The organism is Vibrio antiquarius (assembly GCF_000024825.1).
Lineage (GTDB): Bacteria > Pseudomonadota > Gammaproteobacteria > Enterobacterales > Vibrionaceae > Vibrio > Vibrio diabolicus.
Map to the genome: position 1 here is coordinate 1,341,199 of NC_013457.1, position 23,801 is coordinate 1,364,999.

Sequence of the window (23,801 nt, forward strand, 5' to 3'; positions counted from 1 at the left end):
TGTTGAAATAAGATTAACCAAGGTTTCCTACCACATTGATTTGTTTGTTTTCTGGAATTTCGTTGTAAGACAATACTGCCAGTCCTTGCGTAAATGTGCGTGCGTAACGAGCCAGAAGTGGACGTAACTGAGGCATAACGAGAAGAATCGGAGGTAATCCCTGTTGTTTGAGCTGTTGTCTTATCAGTGGCAAGTTTTGTTGGAACTGACCAAGAATATTTGGCTCAATTGGGAAGCTGTCTAACATTACTGTACCAGAAGATTGTGCTTGTTGTAGCGAAGTCAGTAGCATTTGTTCTAGTTCATCAGAGAGAGCATAGACATTTAATTCGTTTTTCTGTCCCGCAATCAGGTTTACGAGCGTGCGTTTTAGTGCGCAACGCACATCAGATGCCAGTAAAATCGGGTCTTTAGTGTTTTCTGCGGATTCCAACATCGTGTTAGCAATCGTGCGAATATCTTTTAGTGGCACTTGGTCTAGTAACAACTGGCGATATACTTTGAGTTGCTGCGCAGGGTTAAGTGCCGCGGCTAGGGCTTCGGCTAACTTCGGTGCTTGCTGTGTCAAACGTTGCGTCATGGCTTCAACATCGTCGTGCGTAAACAACTCAGCAAGGTTTGTTTTCATTATCTTGCTAATATGAGTCGCGATGACCGTGCCATCATCGACCACTTGATAACCCATGTTCAGCGCTTTCGCTTTGTCTTGATGTTCAATCCACACTGCTGGTAATTGGTAGGCAGGATCACTGCCCAAAATACCATCTACCTCACCGTACGTTTCTCCGACTGCAATCGCCATCAAACGTTCTGGCTCGATAAAGCCTTGTTCGATCACTTCGCCATTGAGAGAAATTGTATACTGATTCGGTTTAAGGCTTAGGTTGTCTCGAATACGCACCTCTGGTAATAAAAAGCCGACTTGTTCAGATAGGTTACGGCGCACACCGCGAATACGCTGTGATAAAGGTGCACCTTGTTCTTTGTTGACTAGGTGAACGAGACGGTAACCCAGGGAAAGCGACAACGTTTGAACATGAGGAATATCTTCCCACGTAAGTGGTGTATCGTCCTCTTGCATGGCTTGTGAAAGTGCTTCGACCTCCTCGATTTGGGAGTCTTGCACGGGCTTTTTCGTTTGACGCCAACCCGCGAAAGCTAAAGCACCCGCGAAAGCAAAAAAGGCCAAATGTGGCATGCCTGGTACCATGCCTATCACAGCCATGATGCCTGCGACGGTAAACAGTGTCGCCGGGGTCGCCAGCAATTGTTTTTGCATGGTTTCCGACATGCCATTATCGCTATCATTAATTCGCGTAACGATAATCGCTGCAGCCGTTGCCAATAGAAGTGACGGAATTTGAGCTACTAAGCCATCACCGATTGTAAGTAGTGCGTAGGTTTTAAAGGCGTCAGATGCTGCGAGTCCATGTTCAAAGACGCCGATGCTGATACCACCAATGATGTTGATAAACAGAATCAGCAAACCAGCGATAGCATCGCCTCGCACAAACTTTGAGGCACCGTCCATCGAGCCATGGAAATCGGCTTCGTTAGCGACTTCTTTACGACGCAATCGAGCGGTTTCCTGATCGATAAGACCGGCATTTAAGTCGGCATCAATCGCCATCTGTTTGCCCGGTAAGGCATCCAAAGTAAAGCGCGCTGACACCTCAGAGATACGTTCGCCACCTTTGGTAATTACGACGAAGTTGATGATCATCAAGATAACAAACACCACCATACCAACGACGTAGTTACCGCCAATAACGACTTCACCGAACGCTTGGATGACTTTACCTGCCGCATCCCCCCCATTATGTCCTTCTAGGAGTACGATTCGTGTGGAAGCGACGTTCAGTGTAAGACGTAATAATGTCGCGACTAACAAAATCGTTGGAAAAACTGAGAAGTCTAATGGTCGCTTTGCGGTAGTGCTGACCAGCAATACTAGGATTGCTAAGACGATATTGAAGGTAAACAACGCATCCAATAGCAGGGGAGGCAAAGGTAAAATCACCATTGCCAAAATCATTAGCAAGACAATTGGAATGCCAATGTAGCCTTTGGTTGATGTTTGAAGTTGTTTTAACCGGTTAAGCATACTTTCGTGTCCTTGGATAAACGCGGGTTAATCAGTGCTGCAAATGCTTTGGAATCGAAAAATGAGGCAAAGGAGTTGGCTCTTTTCCTTCACCTTTACGGAAGGCTTTCAATTGCAAAACGTAAGTAAGAATATGTGCCACGGCAATGTACAGTTGGCTTGGGATTGCTTGTTCAATCGCTGTGGTGTGATAGATCGAACGAGTCAACGGTGGTGAGTTGATGATCTCCACCTTGTTTTCTCGGGCGATTCGTTGAATGTGCATGGCTGTTTCGTCTACGCCTTTTGCAACCACAAATGGAGCATCAGAAAGTGAAGGTTCGTACTTCAGAGCGACAGCGTAGTGAGTTGGGTTAGTGATGATCACGTCAGCCGTTGGTACCATCTTATCGATTTTACGGCGTGCAAACTGCTGTTGAATTTGACGGATTCGCTGCTTTACTTCTGGGCGGCCTTCGTTGTTCTTGAATTCCTCCTTCAGCTCTTGTTTGGTCATACGCAGCTCTTTTAGGTGCTCCCAACGTTGGTAGGGAATGTCTACAACACCAAATAACAACAACGCAAACCCCATCAACAGTAAGCCTTCAAAGAGAATAGACATCACCAGGGAAAAGCCTTGGCTTAAAGGTAAGTTTTGCATACCTAGCAGAGGCTGTAAGTGGTTGTCTAAATAGCCATATAAGATGCCGAAGATCACGGCTACTTTGAACGTGGACTTTAAGAGCTCAACCACTGAGCGTGTCGAAAAAATGCGCTTTATCCCACTTAAAGGATTAATTTTGCTCAGCTTTGGCATCACGTTCGCCGGACGGAACATCCAACCGCCTAGTACAAGGCTGCTACCACAGGTCACGATAATAATGACGGTAAACAACGGTAATAACATGTCGATGATTACCGCTAAACTTTGTCCTAATTGCTCGACAAGCTGTTTAGGGTTTTCTAGGTCGGCTCGCGTCAGCATCATGTTGTAGCGAAAAATACCTGACATACTTTCCCAAATGCTATTGAGCTGAGAGTAAAAGTAGAGCGCTACCGCTAGAAATATCACCGCAGTAGTAAACTCTTTTGCTCGAGGAATTTGTCCTTCCTGACGTGCTTTTTTTACTTTCTGCGGCGAGGCTTTTTCAGTTTTGTCCTGAGACGATTGATCGCTCATGCGCCCCCCAACATAAAGTTACTCAAGTGTCTGATGGTGTCGTGCACAAGCGCGGTGTAGCGACCCGGCACACCAGATACTGAAATTAATACGCTGAACAGGCCAAGAAGCATCGTCATTGGAAAACCTAAGGCATACACGTTGAGTGAGGGGGCGGCGCGATTCATCACACCAAAACTGATGTTGGCTAGGAGCATTGAAACAATAGCAGGCAACGCTAGTGCTAAAGCAGAGGCAAACATCCAACCGAAAATATTTACAACGCCTTGCAGAGAAAGCGATGTGATGCCAGAACCGACCGGCCACACGACAAAACTTTGAATCACGATATCAATGACGAGCAAGTGTCCTTCTAGCGCGAGAAATAACAAGGTTGAAAATATAAGAAATATACGGCCCAAAATGGCGACAGAAAGTCCGTTGATAGGATCATTCATCATTGCCATACCCAATCCCATTTGCAGAGAAACGACCTGACCAAGCATGGTGAAAACGTTAAAGAGCATGTGCAAAATTAGCCCAAACATCACGCCCCAAATCGCTTGCTCAAAAGCAAGGAATAGAGACGTCATGGAGAACAATTCGACTTGTGGCATTGGTGGCATCAATGGTGCGGTAATCACGACGATCGAAAGTGCCAGTAAGGTACGGATCCAAACGGGAATGATTGCATCACCAAAGAAGGGCATCGAAATAAATACGGCTCCCACACGAAAAAACGGCCACCAGAGTTGACCGAGTATCGCTGAGAGCTCTGCAAATGTGATGGCCATTAGCCAATCATCCCCGGTATGTTGTGGAATAAGAAATCAAACAGTTCCATGATTTTTCGGAGCATCCAATGACCCGCAAAAATCACCATCAATAGCGTAACGAGCAAACGTGGTAAAAAGCTGAGTGTTTGCTCGTTGATTTGTGTGGCGGCCTGGAAAACGGCGATACACAAACCGACAATTAAGCCAGGAACAACCAGTACCGCAACCATCAAAATGATCAGCCATACTGCATCGGAAAATAACGTTACGGTTAGTTCAGGGGTCATAGCATGCTCCTATTTAACCGAAACTGGCAGATAATGTGCCAACCGTCATTGCCCAGCCATCCACGAGTACAAACACCACCAGTTTAAAAGGGAGTGAAACAATCAAAGGCGATAGCATCATCATACCCATTGCCATGAGCACACTGGCGACAACCAAGTCGATAACCAAGAAGGGGATGAAGAGCATAAAGCCAATTTGAAAGGCGGTTTTTAGTTCACTGATGACAAACGCAGGCAAGACAACCGCAAACGAAATATCTTCAACCTTTTGGTCGAGCGGTTCATTGGCAATACGCAGCATTTGCTCAAGAGAGCTTTGATGAGTTTGTGCCAGCATGAACTCTCTCACTGGTTTCTCTGCTACAGAGAATGCTTGTATTAGCGTGATTTCACCATTGTCATACGGTTGAAATGCATTTTCATGAATATCGCTCCAAACAGGTCGCATGATCAGCAAGGTCAATGCCAAAGCAATCCCAACCAATACGCGGTTAGGAGGACTTTGTTGAAGACCAAGGGCTTGGCGCAAAATCGCGAGGACGACGATAATCCGAGTAAAGCTCGTTGCCATCAGAATGAATGCTGGAAGAAAACTGAGCGCCGTCATCAACAACAGAATTTGCAATTTAACGCTGTATTCTTGCTGTGTGTCGCCATCAGAAACGGACAAGATAGTTAAGCCGTTGTCTGCCGCCATGGTTGGGAAAGCAAACAAAAGTGACACCAGTACCAAAAGAGGTAACCAATGGTGCCAAGCGCTCAGATTTTTCATTGTGATGCCTACCTAAGATTATTGACCAACGCCACTCAATGCAGAGTCATGTACATCGATCAGACGAAGTCCGTACTTATCATTAACGACGACGACTTCAGCGTGACCCATTAGAGAGCCGTTTACCTTTACGTCTAAAGGCTCACCATTGAGCTTTTCAAGTTCGATAACCGTGCCTTCTCCGGCTTTCATTAAGTCCCCAAGTGGGATTTCTTTGCTTGCAACTTCCAGCGTGACAGTGACGGGAATACTTTTGAAAAAGCTAAGATCACGTTCCGCAGTTGCTGGTTCTTGTTGGAGCGTACTTTCAGCTTCAAAGTCTTCTAATTGAAAGTCGTCAAAGTTCAATTCTTCTGCGTCGAATGCATTCGTTTCTGGCGCTTCGCTCATCGCTGCGGTTCCTTATCAGGGTTAAAGATCAAAACAAGTTGGCCGTCTTGCTCAGCAATACGACCTGTAAATAAAGATTGGTTACCAATGCTGACTGGAACCGTATTAAGAAGCTCAATTGGTAAAATATCGTTAGGTTGTAAGCCAACAACGTCGCTCAACGGCATCTTCTTTTTACTTAAAACAACATTCAGTCGAACAGGCGTTGTCTCTAAAGAGCGACAGAATGGTTGGTACAAATCCGTATCGGGCTGCAGTTCAAGCTGCTCGATCAGTGTTTGAATAAGGTGGCTATCTAGTTTGAGATGAATTGAGCCTTGGTGATCGTCAAACGCGATGTTTAATTGCACGTTAATTCCAATCCCTCGGGGCGCTTCGTACTCACCCATTTCCCACATCTCACCTGGTGCAAGCCAACCAATAATGATACGACTGATTCGTTCTTGTAAGCGGAGGTCACTTGCTGTCAGTGTTGTTGCTGAACGCTCAGTGCTGGCGCCATAGAACCGATCTGCCAGTTTTATTAACGTGTGAGAATCTCCATGAACAAATACCATGCCGCCCTCTTGGTGTTGATAGGTTGACGTTTGGTCTTTATCCATTTTTATTGGTGTAAAGCGATGCAAGTCTACAGAGGTTAAGCTAGCTTCCACTTTACTCGTACTGAGCCAATTTTGTAATTCAATCGTAAGGCTGGAACAAGACTCTGAAATCAAGCCTTCAAGCTTTTCACGAATGATATGAATAGGTTTGCCTAATAATTCTACATCAAGTAGTTGAATATCAGAAATAGGCTCGCTAACTCTATTTTCCATTTATATTTTACCGTGCGTTAACAATCGAAACTGTTTTAACTTAATGGCGTGTAGTCTACACAGAAATTTTAATGATCTTTTAGTTTCAAACTCTAAGATTGTGACTTTAGTTCACATGTTGCCTTGAGCATATAGTCTTAATCTTTTAATAAAATTTAAAAAGGGTTAGTTTCCTTTATAAATTGCTTAATAAGAAAATATAAAAATATTAAGCGTTTTTAGTTGTTATTAACTTTTTAAAACCATCTTCATGGTGTAACGGCTAATTTAGATAATTAAAATATAAGACATTGTTTTTAAAGCTTAAATCTTGATTTTAAAGGTTTGGCTATGCTCTTGTGAGTATTTTGTAACCAGTTTCAATATTCAGAATAGGTAATTAACATGATTAGCTATGCCAGTTATCACGGCTTAGTGGCATATTTAATTAAATTGATAAGGTCATGGAATTGTAAGATATACATGATCCCTAACGGTTTAATAAATTGTAAAATATTTATTTTTGTCAGTTTGCTAGTGTCTAAGGTGACATATTCAGGTGAGGTTGTGACCATCCCCATGGACCTTTCAAAGTGGACATATAAAGGAAACAACTTTGAATGCAACTTATTGCACTCAAGCACGCCGTATGGGAAGTTTTATTTCCGTTCGGAACCTAACAATAAAACTTATTTTATTTCCGATATACATTATGAAAATAATAAATGGAAAACGATTGCTCTAATAAGTCAAAGTGCTCCTTGGTCTGGTGAGCTTTATAGAAAAGAGTTTGCCACCCTTGATTTTACTAAGCCATCCCAACGATTTGTCTTCAGCAAAGGTGCTGATGAACTCATGGATTCAATTGCTGCTGGTAATTGGGTGACGTTGTCACTAAAGGGAAGTAACGCTTCCTCTTTGTCAGAGATTGTGATTCCGACTATTCAAATTCAAAACGCGCTCAAGTCATTTAATGCCTGTCGAGCGCGTTTGCCTAAGCTTTCGTTTTCAGAGGCACGAAATCTTGTTCTGTCTTTTGACTTTGGTCAGAAGGTGCTAAGTCGTAAGCAGCAAGAAACGCTCGCAGCGTTAAATAGCTATGTATCTGTTGATGATCGCGTGACCAAGATTTTAATTGATGGCCACACCGATAACGTTGGTTCTAGTTTGGCGAACCTTTCAGTATCACGTACTAGAGCAGAGCAAGTTGCCGAGGCCTTAGTTGAACTTGGTATTGATAAATCGATGATCGAAACAAGAGCGCATGGTTCTCGTTACCCAATTGCCAGCAATAATTCGACGAAGGGCCAAGCGAAAAATCGACGTGTAACGTTGCGCCTAGTTAGAGATAACGAGCGAACGGCAGTGAAACACCACCCTGATGTACAACAACAAAATCAACAAACGAAAGTTAAGGTTCAATGATGACGAAAACGAAAATTTTGTTGGTTGAGCCGAATGAAGCTCTTGCTCAACCAGTATTGGATGTGTTGCAAAATGCAGGTTACACCGCAAAACACACTCGTACTGGCCGAGGCGCATTACTTGAAGAGCGAGCAGAAATCACTCTTGTGAGCTCTACTTTACCGGACATGTGTGTCCGCGAGTTTGTTGCTTGCCACCAAAAGCAACGTAACTCTGGTGTTGTTATCGCTATTGTCGATCAAGAGCAGGGAATCTTGGCGGCTGAGACGATGAAATCGGGAGCAACCGATTATCTATTACGTCCATTTGAAGCGAATCAGCTGCTCAATTTACTTAAGCGCGTTGAAGCGCTAGGTAAGCCAATGGCCAACATTGTTGCGGAATCTTGGCGAAGCAAGCAGGTACTGCAATTGGCGCATCGTGCCGCTTGCACCAGCGCCAGTGTGTTAATTACAGGCGAATCGGGAACGGGTAAAGAAGTGCTGGCTCGATATGTGCATGAGCACTCTCCACGTATTGATGGTCCATTTGTGGCGGTTAACTGCGCCGCCATTCCAGAGTCGATGCTAGAAGCGGTTCTATTTGGTCATGTAAAAGGTGCCTTCACAGGAGCGACTAACTCTCAAAGCGGTAAGTTTGAAGAAGCGAATGGCGGGACGATTTTGCTAGATGAAATCGGAGAAATGTCCCCTGCAGTTCAAGCCAAGTTATTACGCGTTCTTCAAGAGCGTGAAGTGGAACGCGTAGGCAGCCACAAGGCGGTGAAGCTTGATATTCGTGTTATTGCGGCAACCAATAAAGACTTACGTGAAGAAGTTCAAAAAGGCACATTCCGTGAAGACCTTTATTATCGATTGGATGTTTTGCCTCTGCACTGGCCGCCTTTGCGTGAAAGAAAAGAAGACATTTTACCGATCAGCCAATTCTTTATTGAAAAGTATCAAGATAGCAGTCGCTGTCATCTATCCCAAGATGCGATCAGTGCGCTGAGTCAGTATCACTGGCCAGGCAATATTCGCGAGTTGGAAAATGTCATTCAGCGTGCATTGGTCATGCGTCATGGTGACTACATTACTGCCCATGATCTGATGCTGCCTATTGAACTTGTTGCGCCAGTTCCATCCGCTGAGCCAGCTTCAAGCTTTGGTCATGTAGAAGCGAAGAAGCAGGCCGAATATCAATTTATTTTAGAAAAATTACGTCAGTTTGGTGGAAACCGAACGAAAACCGCAAACGCGCTTGGAGTATCAACTCGAGCGCTACGCTACAAACTCGCAGCCATGCGAGAACATGGTATTGATTTACAGTCGGCACTAGGCTCGGCTGCCTAATAGGAGAAAAAATAGATGGCAAGTCAACCTACTCATGCGGTCTCGGCAGAGCAACTTATGTTGTCAAAAATGCAGGCGATGCAGGCACAAGTGCAGCCGCCAGAGTTTATCGTGAGTGCAAATCCTTTAGATCAACAATCACTAAACGCACCATTATCGTTCTCACAAGCGATGACAAATGTGTTGGATACAGTGAATCAACATCAATCAGTGGCTAGTCAAAAAATGACGGCCGTAGAAACAGGAAAAAGTGATGACCTAGTTGGTGCGATGGTCGCTAGCCAAAAAGCCAGCTTATCATTTAATGCTTTGATGCAAGTGCGCAACAAAGTCGTGACCTCATTTGAAGATATTATGAAGATGCCGGTGTAATTCATGTCAGAACTAACCCCCCAAGTCGCCGGAAATACAGCCATGACCTCCGGCTCAGCACAGACATTTTCTACTGCGAATAGCATGGACGATGTAACAACGAAGCTGAAGCAAATCTGGTCGAGTAGCCAGAGAAACCTAGTGTTATCTGCCGTACTCGCTGCGATTGTTGCGGCAATCATTGTGGTCGCTCTTTGGAGTTCCTCACAAAGCTTCCGTCCACTGTATAGCCAACAAGAACGTTTTGATATCGGAGAGATTGTCTCGGTATTAGAAAGTGAAGGTGTGAGCTACCGTATGCAAGAGCAAAATGGCCAAGTTCTTGTGCCAGAAGGCGAAGTTGCGAAAGTTCGCATGTTGCTTGCGTCAAAAGGTGTTAAAGCCAAACTGCCGACAGGTTTGGATTCGCTTAAAGAAGACAGCTCTCTCGGTACAAGCCAATTTATGGAAACGGCGCGTTACCGTCATGGTTTAGAAGGTGAGTTAGTACGCACTATCATGTCTCTGAATTCAGTGGCGAATGCGCGTGTTCACTTAGCTATTCCTCGTCAAACCTTATTTGTTCGTCAAAACAGCGAGAACCCTTCAGCGTCAGTGATGCTTGAGCTGAAACCTGGCGAAGACCTCAAGTCTGAGCAAGTTGAAGCAATCATCAACTTAGTGGTTGGTAGCGTGACGGCGATGAAGCCTGAATTTGTATCTGTTATCGACCAATATGGCCGTTTACTCAGTGCAGATGTTGCTTCGGCGGAAGCAGGTAAAGTCAATGCAAAATACCTTGAATATCAAAAGAACGTTGAGAAGCAGATCATTCAACGCGCAGCAGACATGCTTACGCCAATTGTGGGTCCGAGTAACTTCCGTGTGCAAGTCGCTGCTGATATGGACTTTAGCCAAGTTGAAGAAACGCAAGAGATTTTGGATAACGCACCTGTCGTACGTAACGAGCACACCATTCACAACAACTCAGTTGACCAAATTGCGCTAGGCGTACCAGGTTCTCTAAGCAACCAACCGCCGGTAACTGGTGAAGAAGTAGAAACGAACGATAGCCAAAACACCAACGCACGCTCTGAAGTAAACCGTCAGTATGCAGTGGGGAGTAGTGTTCGTCGTACTCAATACCAACAAGGTCAAATTGAGAAAATGAGCGTGTCGGTACTGTTGAACTCGAAAGCCTCTCCGGATGGTGTTGCTTGGAGTGAAGCAGATAAAGAGCAGATTTCAAATATGATCATGGATGCTGTCGGTATTTCTGCGGCACGAGGTGACAGCTTAAGCTTGATGAGTTTCAACTTCACTCCAATTGAAATTGATGCGCCTCCTGCGCTGCCGTGGTGGCAAGACCCTACAGTACAGCAGCCAATACGTTACGTTATCGGTGGTTTGTTAGGCTTGGCGATGATCTTCTTCGTACTACGCCCATTGATCATGCACCTCACAGGCGTTGATAAGCCAGTACCAGAGTTAGACTTTGCAGAGCCGCAAGAAGAGCCTGATTATGACAACCTGCAAACGCGTGAAGAGCGTGAGCATGAAGAAGTGCTTGATCGCCGTCTATCAGAAAAAGGTATCTCAGCCTCTTCCGGCTTAGATGTAAACAGCGACATGCTGCCTCCAGCCGGTTCGCCACTAGAGATTCAATTGAAACACCTACAGCTTATTGCCAATGAAGAGCCAGAGCGCGTAGCCGAAATACTGAAACAATGGGTAAACATCAATGAACACAGTTCCATCAAAGCAGACGCTTAGTTATGTTGAACAAACCGCGCTCGTGCTATTAGGCATGGGCGAGGATGCCGCTGCGAAGGTTTTACAGCACTTTAGCCGTGATGAAACCCAGCGGGTGACTCGTGCAATGGCGAAGTTGAATGGCATTAAGAGCGATTCCGCTCGCGGCGTTATTCAAACTTTCTTTGAAGACTTTCGTGAGCACAGTGGCATTCGTGGAGCTTCTAAAGAATATTTGTCTAATACGCTACGTAAAGCATTGGGTAATGATTTGGCAAAAGGGCTGCTGAATACGCTGTATGGTGATGAAATTCGCAACAATATGCAGCGCTTACAGTGGGTAGAAGCAGAAACGCTTGCTCGTTTCATTGTGAATGAGCACCCGCAAATGCAAGCGATTTTTCTTGCCTATTTGCCAGCCGATAGCTCTTCAGCGGTGTTGAAGCACCTGCCACAAGATTACCATGACGAAATCTTGTTCCGAATTGCTCAGCTGCAAGACATCGATCATCAAGTTGCTATTGATTTGCATGAGCTCGTTGAGCGCTGCATTGAAAAAGTATCTGCAAGCCAAAGCACACCGCTATCTGGTGTCAAGCAAGCTGCTGACATCATTAACCGCTTTGAAGGTGATCGCGGGTCGTTGATGGAAATGCTGAAGTTGCATGATGAAGATGTCGTTAATGCCATTGAAGAGAATATGTTCGACTTTATGGTTCTTGGTCGTCAGCGTGAAGAAACCATGGACATGCTGGTGCAGCAGATCCCACTAGAATTGTGGGCAGTTGCACTTAAAGGTTCAGAAATTACGTTACAGCAAGCCATTAAACGTTCTATGCCTCAGCGTATGGTGAAAGCACTGGAAGACGATATGGAAGCGCGCGGGGCTGTTGCGCTAAGTCGTGTTCAAAAAGCGCGTCAAGATATCATGCAAATGGTGCGTGAATTGGATGAATCTGGTGAAGTTCAGTTGCTTCTTTATGAAGAGCCAACGGTGGAGTAACGTCATGGTAGAGACAAAATCAAGTACGATGCGACTGCCGCCGAGTGGATACCGTTTGCACCGTTTTCCGCCTTTGGCGCAGCCTAAGGCTATAGAAGACGAATTCGGGCTAGATAACCAAGGTTGGCAAGAGCCGCAAGTTGATATTCAACAGCAGCTTGAAGCCGGTTTTCAACAAGGTTTACAACAAGGGCATGAGGAAGGCTTACGTCAAGGTATCGAGCAGGGTAAGCAACAAGGTCTACTAGATGGGCAAAAAGAAGGCTTCCAAAAAGGCTTTGTGTCTGGTGAGCAGTCAGGAAAACAGAGTTTTCTAGAGGCGGCGAAACCCGTGAACGAGCTCTTTCATGCGCTGTCTCGCTGGCAAGACGAAAAAGAGCAACAGCAACGCCATATGATTTGTGAGCTGGTACAAAAAGTGGCTCAGCAAGTGATTCGTGCTGAGCTCACTTTAATGCCTCAACAGATCCTTGCCTTGGTGGATGAGACACTGTCTGCCATGCCTGGCAAAGCGGAAACCGTAACTGTGCATTTAAATCCGCAGGATTTAGAACGAATTACTCACATTAATGCTGATCTGCCACAATCTTGGAAACTGGTGGCTAATACGGAACTTCCGATTGGTGGCTGCCAACTAGTGACCGATGATGCAGAGGCGGATGCAAGTTGCGACTCTCGTTTAGAAGCCTGTATGGACAATGTAAAACAACACCTTTTGGATGAAGTTAGTATTCCGCAGGTAGAATCAGAGCATGAGTAATACCTTAAGCCATGAGCTATTGAGTGAGCGTTTGAGCGAAGCATTGGCTTCGCTCGATTCAATCCCTGTTGCTCGCGTGACAGGGCGCTTGATTAAAGTAAACGGCTTAATGTTACAAGCCGTTGGGTGCCGGTTTAAACTGGAGCAGCGCTGTCTCGTAGAAACCGCAGAAGGCGACATGATCGAAGCGCAAGTGGTGGGCTTTGAGCACACTATTGCTTACCTAATGCCTATTCGGCGCTTAGGTGGCTTATTTGCTGGTGCGAAAGTCATTCCTCTGGACGGTGACAGTACCGTGCAGTTAAGTGCTCAGTGGTTAGGGCGAGTGCTGAATGGTTTAGGTGAGCCGTTGGACGACGGGGCACCGCTTAAAGGGGGAGATCGTGTTTCACTTGAACCAAAACCGATTAACCCATTGAAGCGACGTCCTGTTGATACCCCACTCAACGTTGGGGTGCGCGCAATCAATGGACTCTTGACCGTCGGAAAAGGTCAACGCATTGGCTTAATGGCGGGCAGTGGTGTCGGTAAAAGTGTTTTAATGGGGATGATCACCAAAAACACCGAAGCCGATGTGATTGTGGTCGGTCTTATTGGTGAGCGAGGCCGAGAGGTACGCGAGTTCATCGAACGAAACTTAACCCCAGAGGCGCGCAAGAAGGCGATTATCATCGCAGCTCCTGCTGATGAATCCCCGCTGATGAGGTTAAGAGCGACACTGCTTTGTCATCGCGTTTCCGAGTATTTTCGAGACCAAGGCAAAGATGTTCTGTTGTTGATGGACTCTCTCACTCGATATGCCATGGCACAGCGTGAAATCGCTCTTTCGCTTGGCGAGCCTCCGGCATCTCGCGGTTATCCGCCCTCTGTCTTCAGCGTGTTACCGCAACTCCTTGAGCGTGCGGGCAACAGTGAAAATCAGCACGGTAGCCTAACCGCAATTTATACCGTGTTGGCGGAAGGGGACGACCAGCAAGATCCTGTCGTGGATTCTGCGCGTGCTATCTTAGATGGGCACGTCGTATTATCGCGTCAACTTGCCGAGCAAGGGCACTACCCTGCCATTGATATTAATGCGTCTATCAGCCGTTGTATGAGCACCTGTACACAGGAGGCGCATAGCACGATCGCGAATAATTTCCGCCAGATGTACTCCAACTATCTTCAGGTGAAAGAACTGCTGCCGTTAGGAGGCTATCAACCGGGGCAAGATCCTGAATTAGATCAATCTGTTGCTATGTATCCAAACTTACGTGCGTATTTACAACAAGCCGCCAATGAGTCAGTGGATTACCCAACCAGTTTGACCGAGCTCGCGCAGCTTTTTCAAAGTGCTTAACCAAGTGGGAGTGGTATCGTTGAGATGAAATCCAAGTTAAAAGCAGTGGGTAAGCTGCAACAAATGGAAGAAAAGCAACGTGATCGTGTGGGTCAGCAACTTGATGCCATGCGTCAACGTCACTCCCATCTTTCAATGCAGTTGGAACAATTGTCAGCATTGAAAGGCCATGCGGGACAATCAACCAGAACTGTTCCAACACTGACAAGCGCAGCGCTGATGAACTTTAATCGTGTCGATCAAATGCTGCAAAAAATGCTTCGCCACCATGAGCATGAACAAGCCGTCATGCAAGCGGAATGCGCGTCTGTACAAAAAACGCTGGAGCACAAACATGCTCGTGTTCAAGGGTTAGAAAAAGTGCTTGAACGATGGCGTACTAAGCAAAATTATGAAAAAGCGAAAAAAGAGCAAAAAATAATAGAAGACATCATCAACTCTCGTGTTAAGCGCAAGATATTATGATGTCTTATCGAAGCTATTTGGAGCGAATAATTTCTTCGGCGTCTTAGCCAACCAAACCAGCCCCCAAGCATGATCATCCCTGCGCCAAGTGCGCCACCACTACTGCCATTATCCTCAAAGCCAGATGTGTTGGTATCTTCTGGTTCAAAGCCGGAATCACCTTCACTATGATAATCTTCTGTGCTTGCTAAGAGGGCATTGTAACGAGTCTTCACTCCCGAACTGGTTTGGGATTCAATCCATGTTGTGTAATTTAGAACCTCAGTAAACACACTCGGAATCGCAGCGGATTCACAAACAGAAGAACCATAGCTCACAATACCGATTTGTTGATATATTCCGTTGTTGTCTTGATAGGTGAGAGGGCCACCAGAGTCACCGCTGCAAATACCGGTATAACTGCGCTCAGGAAACCCATTGGCACATAAGCTTTCTTGAGCATTAAACCCCGTCACTAAAGAAGCACATTGCGCATCAGTGAGTGGTTTTACTTCCGCCCATCGCAAATAATTTGGTCCATTTTCATCGTTGGTCGAGGTTTGCCCTAAACCGAATATCTGATAAACCGATTTGCTGCTGTAATCACCAAAATCTTGCGGCAACGTAATGGATTGAACGTTGTCGGTGATCGGATGGGTAAGTTCAAGTACGGCGATATCATTAATCCATAAATCACTAGGCTCGTAATTTGGATGAATAGTGATAGAGCGAACATCTTTGAATTCCTCAACAAACACATCGTTCATTGTCGGGTTTTTTACTAAGACTCGCAGATCATTGATTGTCCATCCATCAGAAAAAACACTCGGCTCTACACAATGAGCGGCGGTTAAAATGAAGCGGTCATTAACAATCGTGCCGCCACAAATGTTGGCAAATTGATTCGCGCCAGTTTTGTGTAGAATGAGTCGTGCGAAAAAGGGCAATTGATTTTGAGTGGCTTGCTGGCCGCCTATGATTGCCGTTGAGATGCCTTGCTCTGAATGAGCGTCTTCACTTTCAGCGACTGCACTCATGGGTACTGTGAGGCAGAGTACGCTTAACCATATTTGATACCGCTTCATAAACCATCCTTGGATGAAAAGTGCTCTTTCTAACTTTATACTAATTTTTCAATGAATGTGCTTAACAAAAGGTTTCTTTAATTGAATGATTGTTGCAACCACGAGCGCAGCAGATGAAACGATTCCAACTTTAGCTTGTGTGGTGGGCAAACAAAGTAAAACTGTTGGTTAGGATTAATGACGGGTTTACCCAGCTCGATTAACTGGCCATATTTGATGTCATCTTTCACAAACAAGCGATGAGTCACCAATAAGCCTAAACGACGAGTCGTCGCCTGCACGGCTTGTATCGACATATTAAAAGTGATTGGTTTTTTGCTTTTAGGTCGCAGGATGCCAGTCGCATTCTGCCACACGTTCCAGTCATTTTTTCTTCGTTCGTTAGTGACTTCAATGATGGGATACTGCTTTAACAGTTGAGCTATATTTGAGTCATTCGTCTTAGCTATCAATTCAGGGCTACACACCAAAACCAGTTCATCTTCACTGAGCTTTTCACAGTAATAATCTTGCCATTCCTCGGTGTTTCCATGCACGAGGGCAGCGTCGATACCTTCTTGCTCTAAATTAAACCTGCCAGACAGGTTGGATAAACGAACGTCTAATTGCGGAGCAAAGTCCTGCAAACTCGACATTCGCGGAATCCACCAATGCAGCGCCAAGGAATTCACCATATTAAGCGTAATACGTTGCAAGTTTTGGTCTTGGATTAGCGCTTCTGTGGCATCGACAATTTGTTCTAAAGCTGGCGCAACCTTTCGATAATATTTTTTACCGTCAGCATTAAGTTGAACTTGTCTGCCTACGCGATCAAACAGAGGTTTGTTGACCTGAGTCTCCAGTGATTTTATCGCCTGACTCACCGCCGAATGACTCACACTTAATATCTGCGCTGCTTCTGTCATGCTGCCAGATTCCGCTACAGCGACAAATGCATAGATGGATTTTAGAGGGACTAATTTACGCATATTTTAGAAACCGTAACATGATGAGAGATAAGTTAACCTGTAAGTTTTTCTTACATTAATGGTTAATATTACTCGCTATTTACAATAAGTGATATCTCATAAAATACTCCATATATTAAGGAGTATCGAATGAATGCAGTAAATAAATCTATCATTTTCATGCTGATGTCTACGTTAAGCTTATCTGTTACTGGGTTGTTAGCAAAGCAGTTGACAGGTGAACTTTCCGTCACACTGTTTAGTTTCTTACGCTTTTTGGCTCCTGCACTTATTTTGCTTGTCTTACTTCGTTTCAAAAATCTTACCTTTCCTAAAGCTGGGACGTTAAAACCGATTTTGCTTCGCGCCTTCTGTATCGGCTTATCACAGTTGTGTTTCATCGCGTCATTACAAACGTTAACGCTGGTAGAAGGGGTGGTATTGTTTGCCACTGGCCCATTATTTATTCCTTTGGTTGAAAAGCTGTTTATGGGAGGCCACATTCGCGTTTCAACATTGGCGGCTTTAGCAATGGCGTTTACTGGAGTGGTTATGTTGGCGGGAGTTGGTGGGGAGTTTACTTGGCGCTCGGATTTATTACTCGGTCTAGCTGGTGGACTCTTCAATTCCGGCTCTCAGCTTACGCTATATAAAGTGAGTAAAACTGATATGTTGCCATTAGAAATCAACTTTTGGGCGTTTGGGTTTGCTGCCGTATTTCTGTTACCGCTAACGTTGTTTAACGACATCGATGTTTTCCTCAAAGCCAATGTGATGGAATCTACTGTTTCTTCTAATATGCTGTGGCTCGGTGTGATGTCCCTGATGATCATTAACACCCAAGTTTTCCGCTCCAAAGCGTATCAACTGGCAAGCAGCGGCTCTCAACTTGCACCACTTATTTTTACTAACCTACTGTTCACTGCGGTTTGGCAGAGTGCGTTTTTCGATGACCGAATGAGCCAAAGCCAAATTATCGGGATGAGTTTAATCGTGCTCGCAACCATACTGAACACATGTTGGGTTCGCTTTACGGCGCATCGTGGTGGCAGGTTACAAGCGAGAACTTCTTAGCCTGTCGGAAAATAGAGGATTAAGTTAGGCAAATCAGAGGTGTGGTTTGATTTTTTCTGACAATGAACTAGCGTCAAGAAAGGTTCAGGGAGAGAAATAATGCTTACGCTAAATTATTACGTCGAAATTTCAGCTACACCGCAACGGGTGTGGGAAGTGCTAACCGATGCTGAGTTATACAAACGCTGGGCACAGGCTTTCTCACCCCAGTCTCAATTTGATGGGATATGGGAAGAAGGGCAAGACATCACTTTTTTTGATCCCGATATGGGCGGAACGCGAGCGACTATCGATATCGTGCAACCGCAACAGCGCCTTGAATTTCATCACATTGCCATTTTTAATCCGGATAATAGGCAGCAACTGGATGGAGATTTAGCATCTAAGTGGATTGGATCACGAGAGATCTATCAGATCGACACCAACAGTGATCGTTTGTTACTCAATGTCACCATTCATACGCACAGCGACTTTGTTTCTATGTTTAATCACGGATGGGAAAAAGCGTTGCCCCTAATAAAAGCCATCAGTGAGGAGCAAGCTTAAGTCTGATACTCATCTTGGGCTGACGGTACGTCACGTGTAGGTATACAATAGCACGCAAGATAGCGCACCTAAGAGAGTGGATGATGGAATTTAAAGTTGATACCCATACACATACGTACGCCAGTGGTCATGCGTACAGCACCTTGATTGAAAATGCAAAATTGGCGAAAGAGAACGGCTTGGATATGTTCTGTACGACTGATCACGCAGAATCAATGCCGGGCGCGCCGCATTACTGGTTTTTCTCCAACCAAAAAATCCTGCCTCGATTTTTAGACGGTATCGCGATCATTCGGGGTGTGGAATCCAACATTCTTAATACCGAAGGCGACATCGATATTCCGCTGAGTGTCGATCGTAACCTAGATTGGGTTATTGCAAGTTTCCATGAACCTGTTTTTCGTCCTGCAAACAAAGAAACTCATACGGAAGCGCTCATTAATGTGATTCAAAACGGTCGTATTGATGCGCTTGGCCATCTTGGGAATCCAAATTTCGACTTTGATTTTCAGGCCGTTTTAGCGTGCGCGAAAGAGTATAATGTTGCGATTGAAATCAATAACACCACGCTAAAAGGGAATAGCCGAGTGGGTAGTGTAGACCGTTGCCACGAGATTGCACAAATCGGTAAAGAGCTTGGCGTCTTCTTCACAACAGGAAGTGATGCACATTTCTGTCATGATGTTGGTAATCTGGATTTGGTTGGAGAGCTAATGGATAAAGTGGGTATCGATAGCAAAAAAGTGATTACTCACACCGCTCAGCAGTTTTTGTCTTTCTTAGCTCTGAGAGGCCGTAAGCCAATTCCAGAGTATGACGACATTCGCAACGCATAAACTTGATTACATTTTAGGTATGCACCTGGCGTAAGATTGCTTTACACTGCGACCCGGAAATACTCAACTAAGCTAGTTTGTCGCCTTTTATGGCGTGGGTTACTTGGGTAAATAAAGCCGACACAGAATTCGGCACTATAAATGGAGAAGTGAAAATGTTACGTCCTTTAGTCCTAGGGTGTGCGATTGCGTTTGGCTCAACATACGCAATGGCAGAAGCGGTTGATTTAAAACAAAACATGAAGCAGATGAAGATGGAATTCAAACAGGCGGCAGAAGCGTCGGATGTTGAAACCATGAAGTCTGCAATTGATAGCTTGCAAGCAATCGTCGAGCAATCTAAGCGCGGTAACTATCCACCAGAGAAATTCGATACCTACTTAGAAGGCTTTAATAAACTAACGGTAACGTTAGACAAGATTGAAGCAGACTTAGACGCTGGTAACCTGCAAGACGCGAAAGCACAATTACGTGAAATTGATAGCCTACGTGAAGAATACCATGACAAGCGTAACCCAAGTATTTGGAGTAAGCTGTTCGGCTAATCGCGATAAAAGCTGACAATAGAATATGAAAATAGCCTGCCGTTTTGGTGGGCTTTTTTGTGTCTGTCAATTGCGGTATTGAAGAAAAGCTGTGAGGTGGCAACCACTTATTGATCCTGTTTTTGAGCTAGCACTCAGAATTAGTTACGCTGAATTAAATTTGTTAAGTCACCGTTATGCGTAGATTAATTCCTTTTTATCGCTCCATGCTATTTGCTAGTGCTCTAAGTTGGGCGCTAGTGACGCTGATGCCTGTTATCAATGCTCATGGTAACAGCATGGGCGTGTGGGCGACGCTATGTACGCTTAATGGTTTTGAATTGGTTCAAATCGAAGAAAGTGACAATGCCGTCAGCCATAAAGGCAAACCTTGTCCTTTTAGCCACTTTTCGACTTTTCATAACGATACACTTCCAACTACACCAATACTTCCACAACTGAGCTTGGTCATTTCTGAAAGCTACACTTTTTTGGCTCTAAGTGTACGATTTGAAACGCCAGTTCCTCGTGCCCCACCAAAGTTAGCGTTGATAAACTTCTAGCGGCAAGCCATCTGGATCTTTGAAAAAGGTAAACGCTTTGCCTGTAAATTCATCGATGCGAATGGGCTCTACCTCAATTTCTCTCGCCTCTAAATATTCTTTAACATGCTCGACATCATCCACTTGAAAAGCAAGGTGGCGTAACCCCTGAGCTTCAGGAAAGCTCGGTCTCTCTGGTGCGCCCGGAAAGCTAAACAGTTCAACTTGGCTGCCGTCGGGTAAAGCGAGGTCAAGCTTGTATGAGTCTCTGGCTTCACGATAGTTTTCAGCAATGACTTTTAACCCCAACACTTCAGTGTAAAAGCGTTTTGACCTTGGGTAGTCGCTGCAAATGATCGCGACGTGATGAATGGCATTAAACATGGTTAGCCTCTTCAAACATGGCTCGTATCCTCAAGCATGGTTAGTGTCCTCGGAGACTAAATGCTCCTTAACGAAGTCGATAAACACGCGCAGACGAGCAGGCATGTATTTGGTTTGTGCATACTGCATCGCGATAGCGCCGTGGTAGTTACTCTTGATCATCCAATCCGGCAATACCTCCACCACTTCTCCTTGCTCTAACGCGTCTTTGATCACGAAGTCATGGAAGATCCCAATTCCTAAGCCAGACTTAACCCCGTTCAAGCGCATTTGAGAGTGGTTGACGGCGTAGCGTCCACTTACTGCAATCGAATGAAAGGCTTCCTCTTTAAAGAACGACCAGATGTTGTCTTTGTCATTCTCGGCGAGGTAAATACAGTCGTGCTGCTCAAGCTCGGTTGGGTGCTCAGGCATACCGTGTTTGGCTAGGTAATCTGGAGAGGCACATAAAACGAGATTGGTCTTGCTGATCTCTTTAAGTACCAGATTCTCATCGGGTTTGTCGGTGAGCTTAAAGGCGACATCAATTCCTTGGCGGAACAAATCGATCTCACCATCTGCTGCACGCAGCTTAAGCTGAATGTTTGGATAACGTTCTAGGAATGGCAACACAAATGGCTGAAGCACCGAATTAAGAAACGCTTCGGGTGCAGCAACTGTGAGTGCGCCTGTTGGCTCGGCATGCTCTTCTGCAGATAACTCAACGGCTTGCTGCGCGGCATTCGCCATTGCGATGCTTTGGTCGTAAACCTTTTGCCCAGCTTGAGTGATGATCAACTTACGAGTCGTGCGCTCAAACAGTTTGACCGAGAGGGCTTGTTCCAACCGTGTGATCAACTTACTTAAAGCCGATGGCGTCACGCCGAGTTGTTTGGCTGCAGCGGTAAAACTGCCTTCGTTTACCACTAAGATAAACGAAGCAAGATCAGGAAGTAGGGCTATGAGTTTTGGATTAACCATAATTGTTCAGTTCTGCGCAGCGGAATAACGATATTGTCTGGTACGGTTTCACGAGGTTCAAGTGTCACCGTCTCGCTTTAACGATATTTTGCCAAAAATGCATTGAGTGCAGGCAAGCCAGATTCACCAGTATGGTATTGCTGCCAACAGTGATAAATGGCCGTTTCGTGGTCTGCAATCAACTCGATAGCTTCTCGCTCAGCGATTGAATACTGGTGTGAAGCTTTCACTTCTTCATGCCACCCTCGATACTTGACCTCATAAGGTTCTACCCACTTCAGAAGAGTCGCCACCAACTCTTGCCATGGTAAACCAATCTACTTGGTTGCATCTGCCAAGCCTTTATCAAACATCTCTTGGTGTCGACTTTCGATATCCATGCCATTTGTCAGCAGTACAGGTTTGAGCTTTTCTGCGGTGAGTTCTTCTACTTCAATCAAGGTTTGCCACAGTGTTTGTTGTTCACTTTGGGCGTAATGGCTCAAGTAGTGGTTGAAAAAAGCGATGCCGTAGATTTCGCCATAGTAGGCAGACAGAACGTTATGAATCATGGTGAGAATCGTGATTTAAACAGAGAATACCGCATTGTAGGAGGGGAAAGCGCGACGTGTAAATACCTGATTAAGAGTAAAAAAGTGCTGCTGGCAGAATTCGAACAGAACTTGTGAGAATTTTATGAGAATTCGATGAAGTTGCTGATAGATTTGCTCGTCATTCTTAGATGCAAGAACGCAAAACGTTCGAAACGTAATGCTTAACCTACTCAAGTCACGAACAAAGAAGTAAAGCCGTACACATGGGCTTGGGTAGTTCAACCCTCATTAAAGGATGGAATCACAATGAAAAAACGTACCCAACTCGGACTCGTCATGACTTCAGTCGCAATGGCATTAGGCTCTGCATCAGTGAATGCGGCGGAATTGGAAATCACCGTGACAAACGCAACCAAAGGCATCTACTTTACGCCACTTATTGTTGCTGCACATGGCTCTGACCTTCAAATGTTCAGAACGGGTCAAGCAGCAACGCCAGAACTAGAAGCAATGGCTGAAGGCGGTGATATCTCTGGTCTTGCTAGTGTGATTGGTAACGCTGGTGGTGCGGTGGTTGAGAACCCTGCTGGTGGCATTTTGAATCCGGGTGTTGCAACCACCTTCACCTTAGACAGTGGCGACCACGGTTATCTTTCTCTGAGCGCGATGTTGTTGCCAACCAATGACGGTTTTGTCGGCCTAGATAGCTGGAAGATTCCAACGGAAGCGGGTACATACCGAGCAACGCTAAGAAGTTACGATGCCGGTACAGAAGCGAACGATGAACTTGCGTCTAGCATGCCAAACCCACCTTTCATTACCTTTGGTACTGGCGGCACAGGCGTTGAAGCAACGGTAACTAACGACAAAGTTCACGTGCATCCGGGTAACCTTGGTGATAGCGATCCAACCGGCGGCATCAGTGACCTAGACAGCAGCAGCCATCGTTGGTTAAACCCAGTTGCAACCATCACAATCGTTGTGAAGTAAGGGGGATGTATGAAATACAGAATCTTACTAGTAGCAGCTTCAGTCGGCTTGCTCGCCGGTTGTCCAAGCGATGATGATAACGACGTAGTGAAATCGTACCGCTACACCGTCAACGTGGCGAACTTGACTGCGAATCAACCTATGTCTCCGCTTGCGGTACTCACTCACAATGGTGACTACCAATTGTTTGAAATTGGACAAGCGGCATCTGTTGAACTTGAGCACCTTGCCGAAGGCGGTAGTAACGCTGAGCTGATTGAGTTGATGAACAGCAATGACAGTGTTTACCAAGGTATTTCGGGTAATGGATTGGTGTTGCCGGGTGCATCGGACGAAGTCACCATCACGGTTGACCCTAGTCGTTACGGTTACTTGTCTGTGGCGTCTATGTTTGTGAATACCAATGATGCCTTTGTTGGCGAAACGGGGCTATCGCTCAAATCGCTCGCAGTGGGTGAAAGCTACGAAATGAGCATGAACGTTTGGGATTCTGGCACGGAACTGAATGATGAACTTGCCGCAACCATCCCGGGCCCAGCAGGTGGCGGTGAGGGCTTCAATGCCGCTCGTAATGACAGCAGTGATGTTGTTGCATTCCATGCGGGTGTTGTTAGCCAAGATGACGGATTAGCAAACTCAGCACTTTCTGCGAACCATCGTTTCTTGAACCCAGGTGCGAAAGTCACCATCACTCGAGTCGAGTAACACAGGCTC

26 protein-coding genes and 1 pseudogene are annotated in these 23,801 nt (G+C 45.4%); 15 read left to right on the top strand and 12 right to left on the bottom strand.

The window, feature by feature from the left end; genetic code table 11:
- Positions 1-13: 13 nt before the first annotated feature.
- The 7 genes from flhA to VEA_RS20915 are packed head-to-tail and all read right to left on the bottom strand — an operon-like array spanning position 14 to position 6,282.
- Positions 14-2,104 carry a flagellar biosynthesis protein FlhA gene (gene flhA, locus VEA_RS20885; protein WP_006741984.1) on the bottom strand — a complete coding sequence of 697 codons (2,091 nt, stop codon included), beginning with the start codon at positions 2,102-2,104 and terminating at the stop codon, positions 14-16.
- Positions 2,105-2,135: 31 nt separating this feature from the next.
- Positions 2,136-3,263 carry a flagellar biosynthesis protein FlhB gene (flhB, locus tag VEA_RS20890; protein ID WP_006741983.1) on the bottom strand — a complete coding sequence of 376 codons (1,128 nt, stop codon included), beginning with the start codon at positions 3,261-3,263 and terminating at the stop codon, positions 2,136-2,138.
- Positions 3,260-4,036, bottom strand: a complete 777-nt coding sequence (gene fliR, locus VEA_RS20895) for a flagellar biosynthetic protein FliR (RefSeq protein WP_006741982.1) — start codon at positions 4,034-4,036, stop codon at positions 3,260-3,262. Before fliR ends, flhB begins: the two co-directional genes overlap by 4 nt.
- Positions 4,036-4,305, bottom strand: a complete 270-nt coding sequence (fliQ, locus tag VEA_RS20900; protein ID WP_005375036.1) for a flagellar biosynthesis protein FliQ — start codon at positions 4,303-4,305, stop codon at positions 4,036-4,038. The genes fliR and fliQ overlap by 1 nt, the downstream gene beginning before the upstream one ends.
- Before the next feature lie 13 nt (positions 4,306-4,318).
- Positions 4,319-5,077: a flagellar type III secretion system pore protein FliP gene (gene fliP / locus VEA_RS20905; protein ID WP_006741981.1), complete on the bottom strand. Its 759-nt coding sequence runs from the start codon at positions 5,075-5,077 to the stop codon at positions 4,319-4,321.
- An 18-nt stretch (positions 5,078-5,095) separates the two neighbouring features.
- Complete coding sequence (gene fliN, locus VEA_RS20910) at positions 5,096-5,467, bottom strand: flagellar motor switch protein FliN (protein WP_005398044.1); 372 nt, start codon at positions 5,465-5,467, stop codon at positions 5,096-5,098.
- The gene (locus tag VEA_RS20915; RefSeq protein ID WP_006741980.1) at positions 5,464-6,282 is read right to left on the bottom strand and encodes a FliM/FliN family flagellar motor switch protein; all 819 of its coding nucleotides are present in this window, start codon (positions 6,280-6,282) and stop codon (positions 5,464-5,466) included. Before VEA_RS20915 ends, fliN begins: the two co-directional genes overlap by 4 nt.
- A gap of 384 nt (positions 6,283-6,666) precedes the next feature.
- On the opposite strand from VEA_RS20915, the gene VEA_RS20920 reads away from it, so the two are divergent.
- Genes VEA_RS20920 through fliJ form a run of 8 tightly spaced genes read left to right on the top strand, consistent with a single transcriptional unit; the run spans position 6,667 to position 14,687 of the window.
- Positions 6,667-7,686, top strand: a complete 1,020-nt coding sequence (locus VEA_RS20920; RefSeq protein WP_012842421.1) for a MotY family protein — start codon at positions 6,667-6,669, stop codon at positions 7,684-7,686.
- A complete protein-coding gene (locus VEA_RS20925) occupies positions 7,686-9,017 on the top strand; it encodes a sigma-54 interaction domain-containing protein (protein ID WP_006741978.1) in 1,332 nt (443 codons plus the stop codon). Before VEA_RS20920 ends, VEA_RS20925 begins: the two co-directional genes overlap by 1 nt.
- A 15-nt stretch (positions 9,018-9,032) precedes the next feature.
- A complete protein-coding gene (gene fliE, locus VEA_RS20930) occupies positions 9,033-9,389 on the top strand; it encodes a flagellar hook-basal body complex protein FliE (protein ID WP_005375045.1) in 357 nt (118 codons plus the stop codon).
- A 3-nt stretch (positions 9,390-9,392) separates the two neighbouring features.
- The gene (gene fliF / locus VEA_RS20935; RefSeq protein WP_031780427.1) at positions 9,393-11,141 is read left to right on the top strand and encodes a flagellar basal-body MS-ring/collar protein FliF; all 1,749 of its coding nucleotides are present in this window, start codon (positions 9,393-9,395) and stop codon (positions 11,139-11,141) included.
- Positions 11,110-12,123 carry a flagellar motor switch protein FliG gene (locus VEA_RS20940; RefSeq protein ID WP_005394839.1) on the top strand — a complete coding sequence of 338 codons (1,014 nt, stop codon included), beginning with the start codon at positions 11,110-11,112 and terminating at the stop codon, positions 12,121-12,123. The genes fliF and VEA_RS20940 overlap by 32 nt, the downstream gene beginning before the upstream one ends.
- A gap of 4 nt (positions 12,124-12,127) precedes the next feature.
- A complete protein-coding gene (gene fliH / locus VEA_RS20945) occupies positions 12,128-12,883 on the top strand; it encodes a flagellar assembly protein FliH (RefSeq protein WP_005394841.1) in 756 nt (251 codons plus the stop codon).
- Positions 12,876-14,222: a flagellar protein export ATPase FliI gene (fliI, locus tag VEA_RS20950; protein ID WP_005394843.1), complete on the top strand. Its 1,347-nt coding sequence runs from the start codon at positions 12,876-12,878 to the stop codon at positions 14,220-14,222. The genes fliH and fliI overlap by 8 nt, the downstream gene beginning before the upstream one ends.
- Positions 14,223-14,246: 24 nt before the next feature.
- Complete coding sequence (gene fliJ, locus VEA_RS20955) at positions 14,247-14,687, top strand: flagellar export protein FliJ (RefSeq protein ID WP_005394844.1); 441 nt, start codon at positions 14,247-14,249, stop codon at positions 14,685-14,687.
- On the opposite strand, the gene VEA_RS20960 is transcribed toward fliJ, so the two are convergent.
- Together VEA_RS20960 and VEA_RS20965 are read right to left on the bottom strand one after the other, a co-directional pair.
- Entirely contained in the window at positions 14,612-15,703 is a 1,092-nt protein-coding gene (locus VEA_RS20960) for a S1 family peptidase (protein WP_006741977.1), read from the bottom strand. The two genes, fliJ and VEA_RS20960, sit on opposite strands and share 76 nt — an antisense overlap.
- Before the next feature lie 125 nt (positions 15,704-15,828).
- The gene (locus VEA_RS20965; RefSeq protein WP_006741976.1) at positions 15,829-16,719 is read right to left on the bottom strand and encodes a LysR substrate-binding domain-containing protein; all 891 of its coding nucleotides are present in this window, start codon (positions 16,717-16,719) and stop codon (positions 15,829-15,831) included.
- Between the two features lie 129 nt (positions 16,720-16,848).
- Here VEA_RS20965 and VEA_RS20970 point away from each other — a divergent pair, with 129 nt between their 5' ends.
- From VEA_RS20970 to VEA_RS20990, 5 genes are all read left to right on the top strand, one after another.
- Positions 16,849-17,772 carry a DMT family transporter gene (locus tag VEA_RS20970; protein WP_006741975.1) on the top strand — a complete coding sequence of 308 codons (924 nt, stop codon included), beginning with the start codon at positions 16,849-16,851 and terminating at the stop codon, positions 17,770-17,772.
- Positions 17,773-17,871: 99 nt separating this feature from the next.
- Positions 17,872-18,318, top strand: coding sequence for an SRPBCC family protein (locus VEA_RS20975; protein ID WP_005394850.1), 447 nt, complete (start codon positions 17,872-17,874; stop codon positions 18,316-18,318).
- An 83-nt stretch (positions 18,319-18,401) separates the two neighbouring features.
- Entirely contained in the window at positions 18,402-19,154 is a 753-nt protein-coding gene (locus tag VEA_RS20980) for a phosphatase (RefSeq protein WP_041853158.1), read from the top strand.
- 155 nt (positions 19,155-19,309) lie between these two features.
- Positions 19,310-19,699, top strand: coding sequence for a cytochrome b562 (locus VEA_RS20985; protein WP_005394852.1), 390 nt, complete (start codon positions 19,310-19,312; stop codon positions 19,697-19,699).
- A 176-nt stretch (positions 19,700-19,875) separates the two neighbouring features.
- Entirely contained in the window at positions 19,876-20,241 is a 366-nt protein-coding gene (locus VEA_RS20990; protein WP_081441254.1) for a hypothetical protein, read from the top strand.
- On the opposite strand, the gene gloA2 is transcribed toward VEA_RS20990, so the two are convergent.
- The 3 genes and pseudogenes from gloA2 to VEA_RS21005 all read right to left on the bottom strand — a co-directional run bounded on the left by gloA2 (position 20,221) and on the right by VEA_RS21005 (position 22,115).
- The gene (gene gloA2 / locus VEA_RS20995) at positions 20,221-20,604 is read right to left on the bottom strand and encodes an SMU1112c/YaeR family gloxylase I-like metalloprotein (RefSeq protein ID WP_006741972.1); all 384 of its coding nucleotides are present in this window, start codon (positions 20,602-20,604) and stop codon (positions 20,221-20,223) included. The genes VEA_RS20990 and gloA2 overlap by 21 nt on opposite strands.
- A gap of 30 nt (positions 20,605-20,634) precedes the next feature.
- Positions 20,635-21,564, bottom strand: coding sequence for a LysR family transcriptional regulator (locus VEA_RS21000; protein ID WP_006741971.1), 930 nt, complete (start codon positions 21,562-21,564; stop codon positions 20,635-20,637).
- Between the two features lie 77 nt (positions 21,565-21,641).
- Positions 21,642-22,115: pseudogene (locus tag VEA_RS21005) on the bottom strand (hypothetical protein).
- 288 nt (positions 22,116-22,403) lie between these two features.
- On the opposite strand from VEA_RS21005, the gene VEA_RS21010 reads away from it, so the two are divergent.
- Complete coding sequence (locus tag VEA_RS21010) at positions 22,404-23,087, top strand: spondin domain-containing protein (protein WP_005384002.1); 684 nt, start codon at positions 22,404-22,406, stop codon at positions 23,085-23,087.
- 9 nt (positions 23,088-23,096) lie between these two features.
- Positions 23,097-23,792, top strand: a complete 696-nt coding sequence (locus VEA_RS21015) for a spondin domain-containing protein (RefSeq protein ID WP_005443001.1) — start codon at positions 23,097-23,099, stop codon at positions 23,790-23,792.
- Positions 23,793-23,801: the final 9 nt, after the last annotated feature.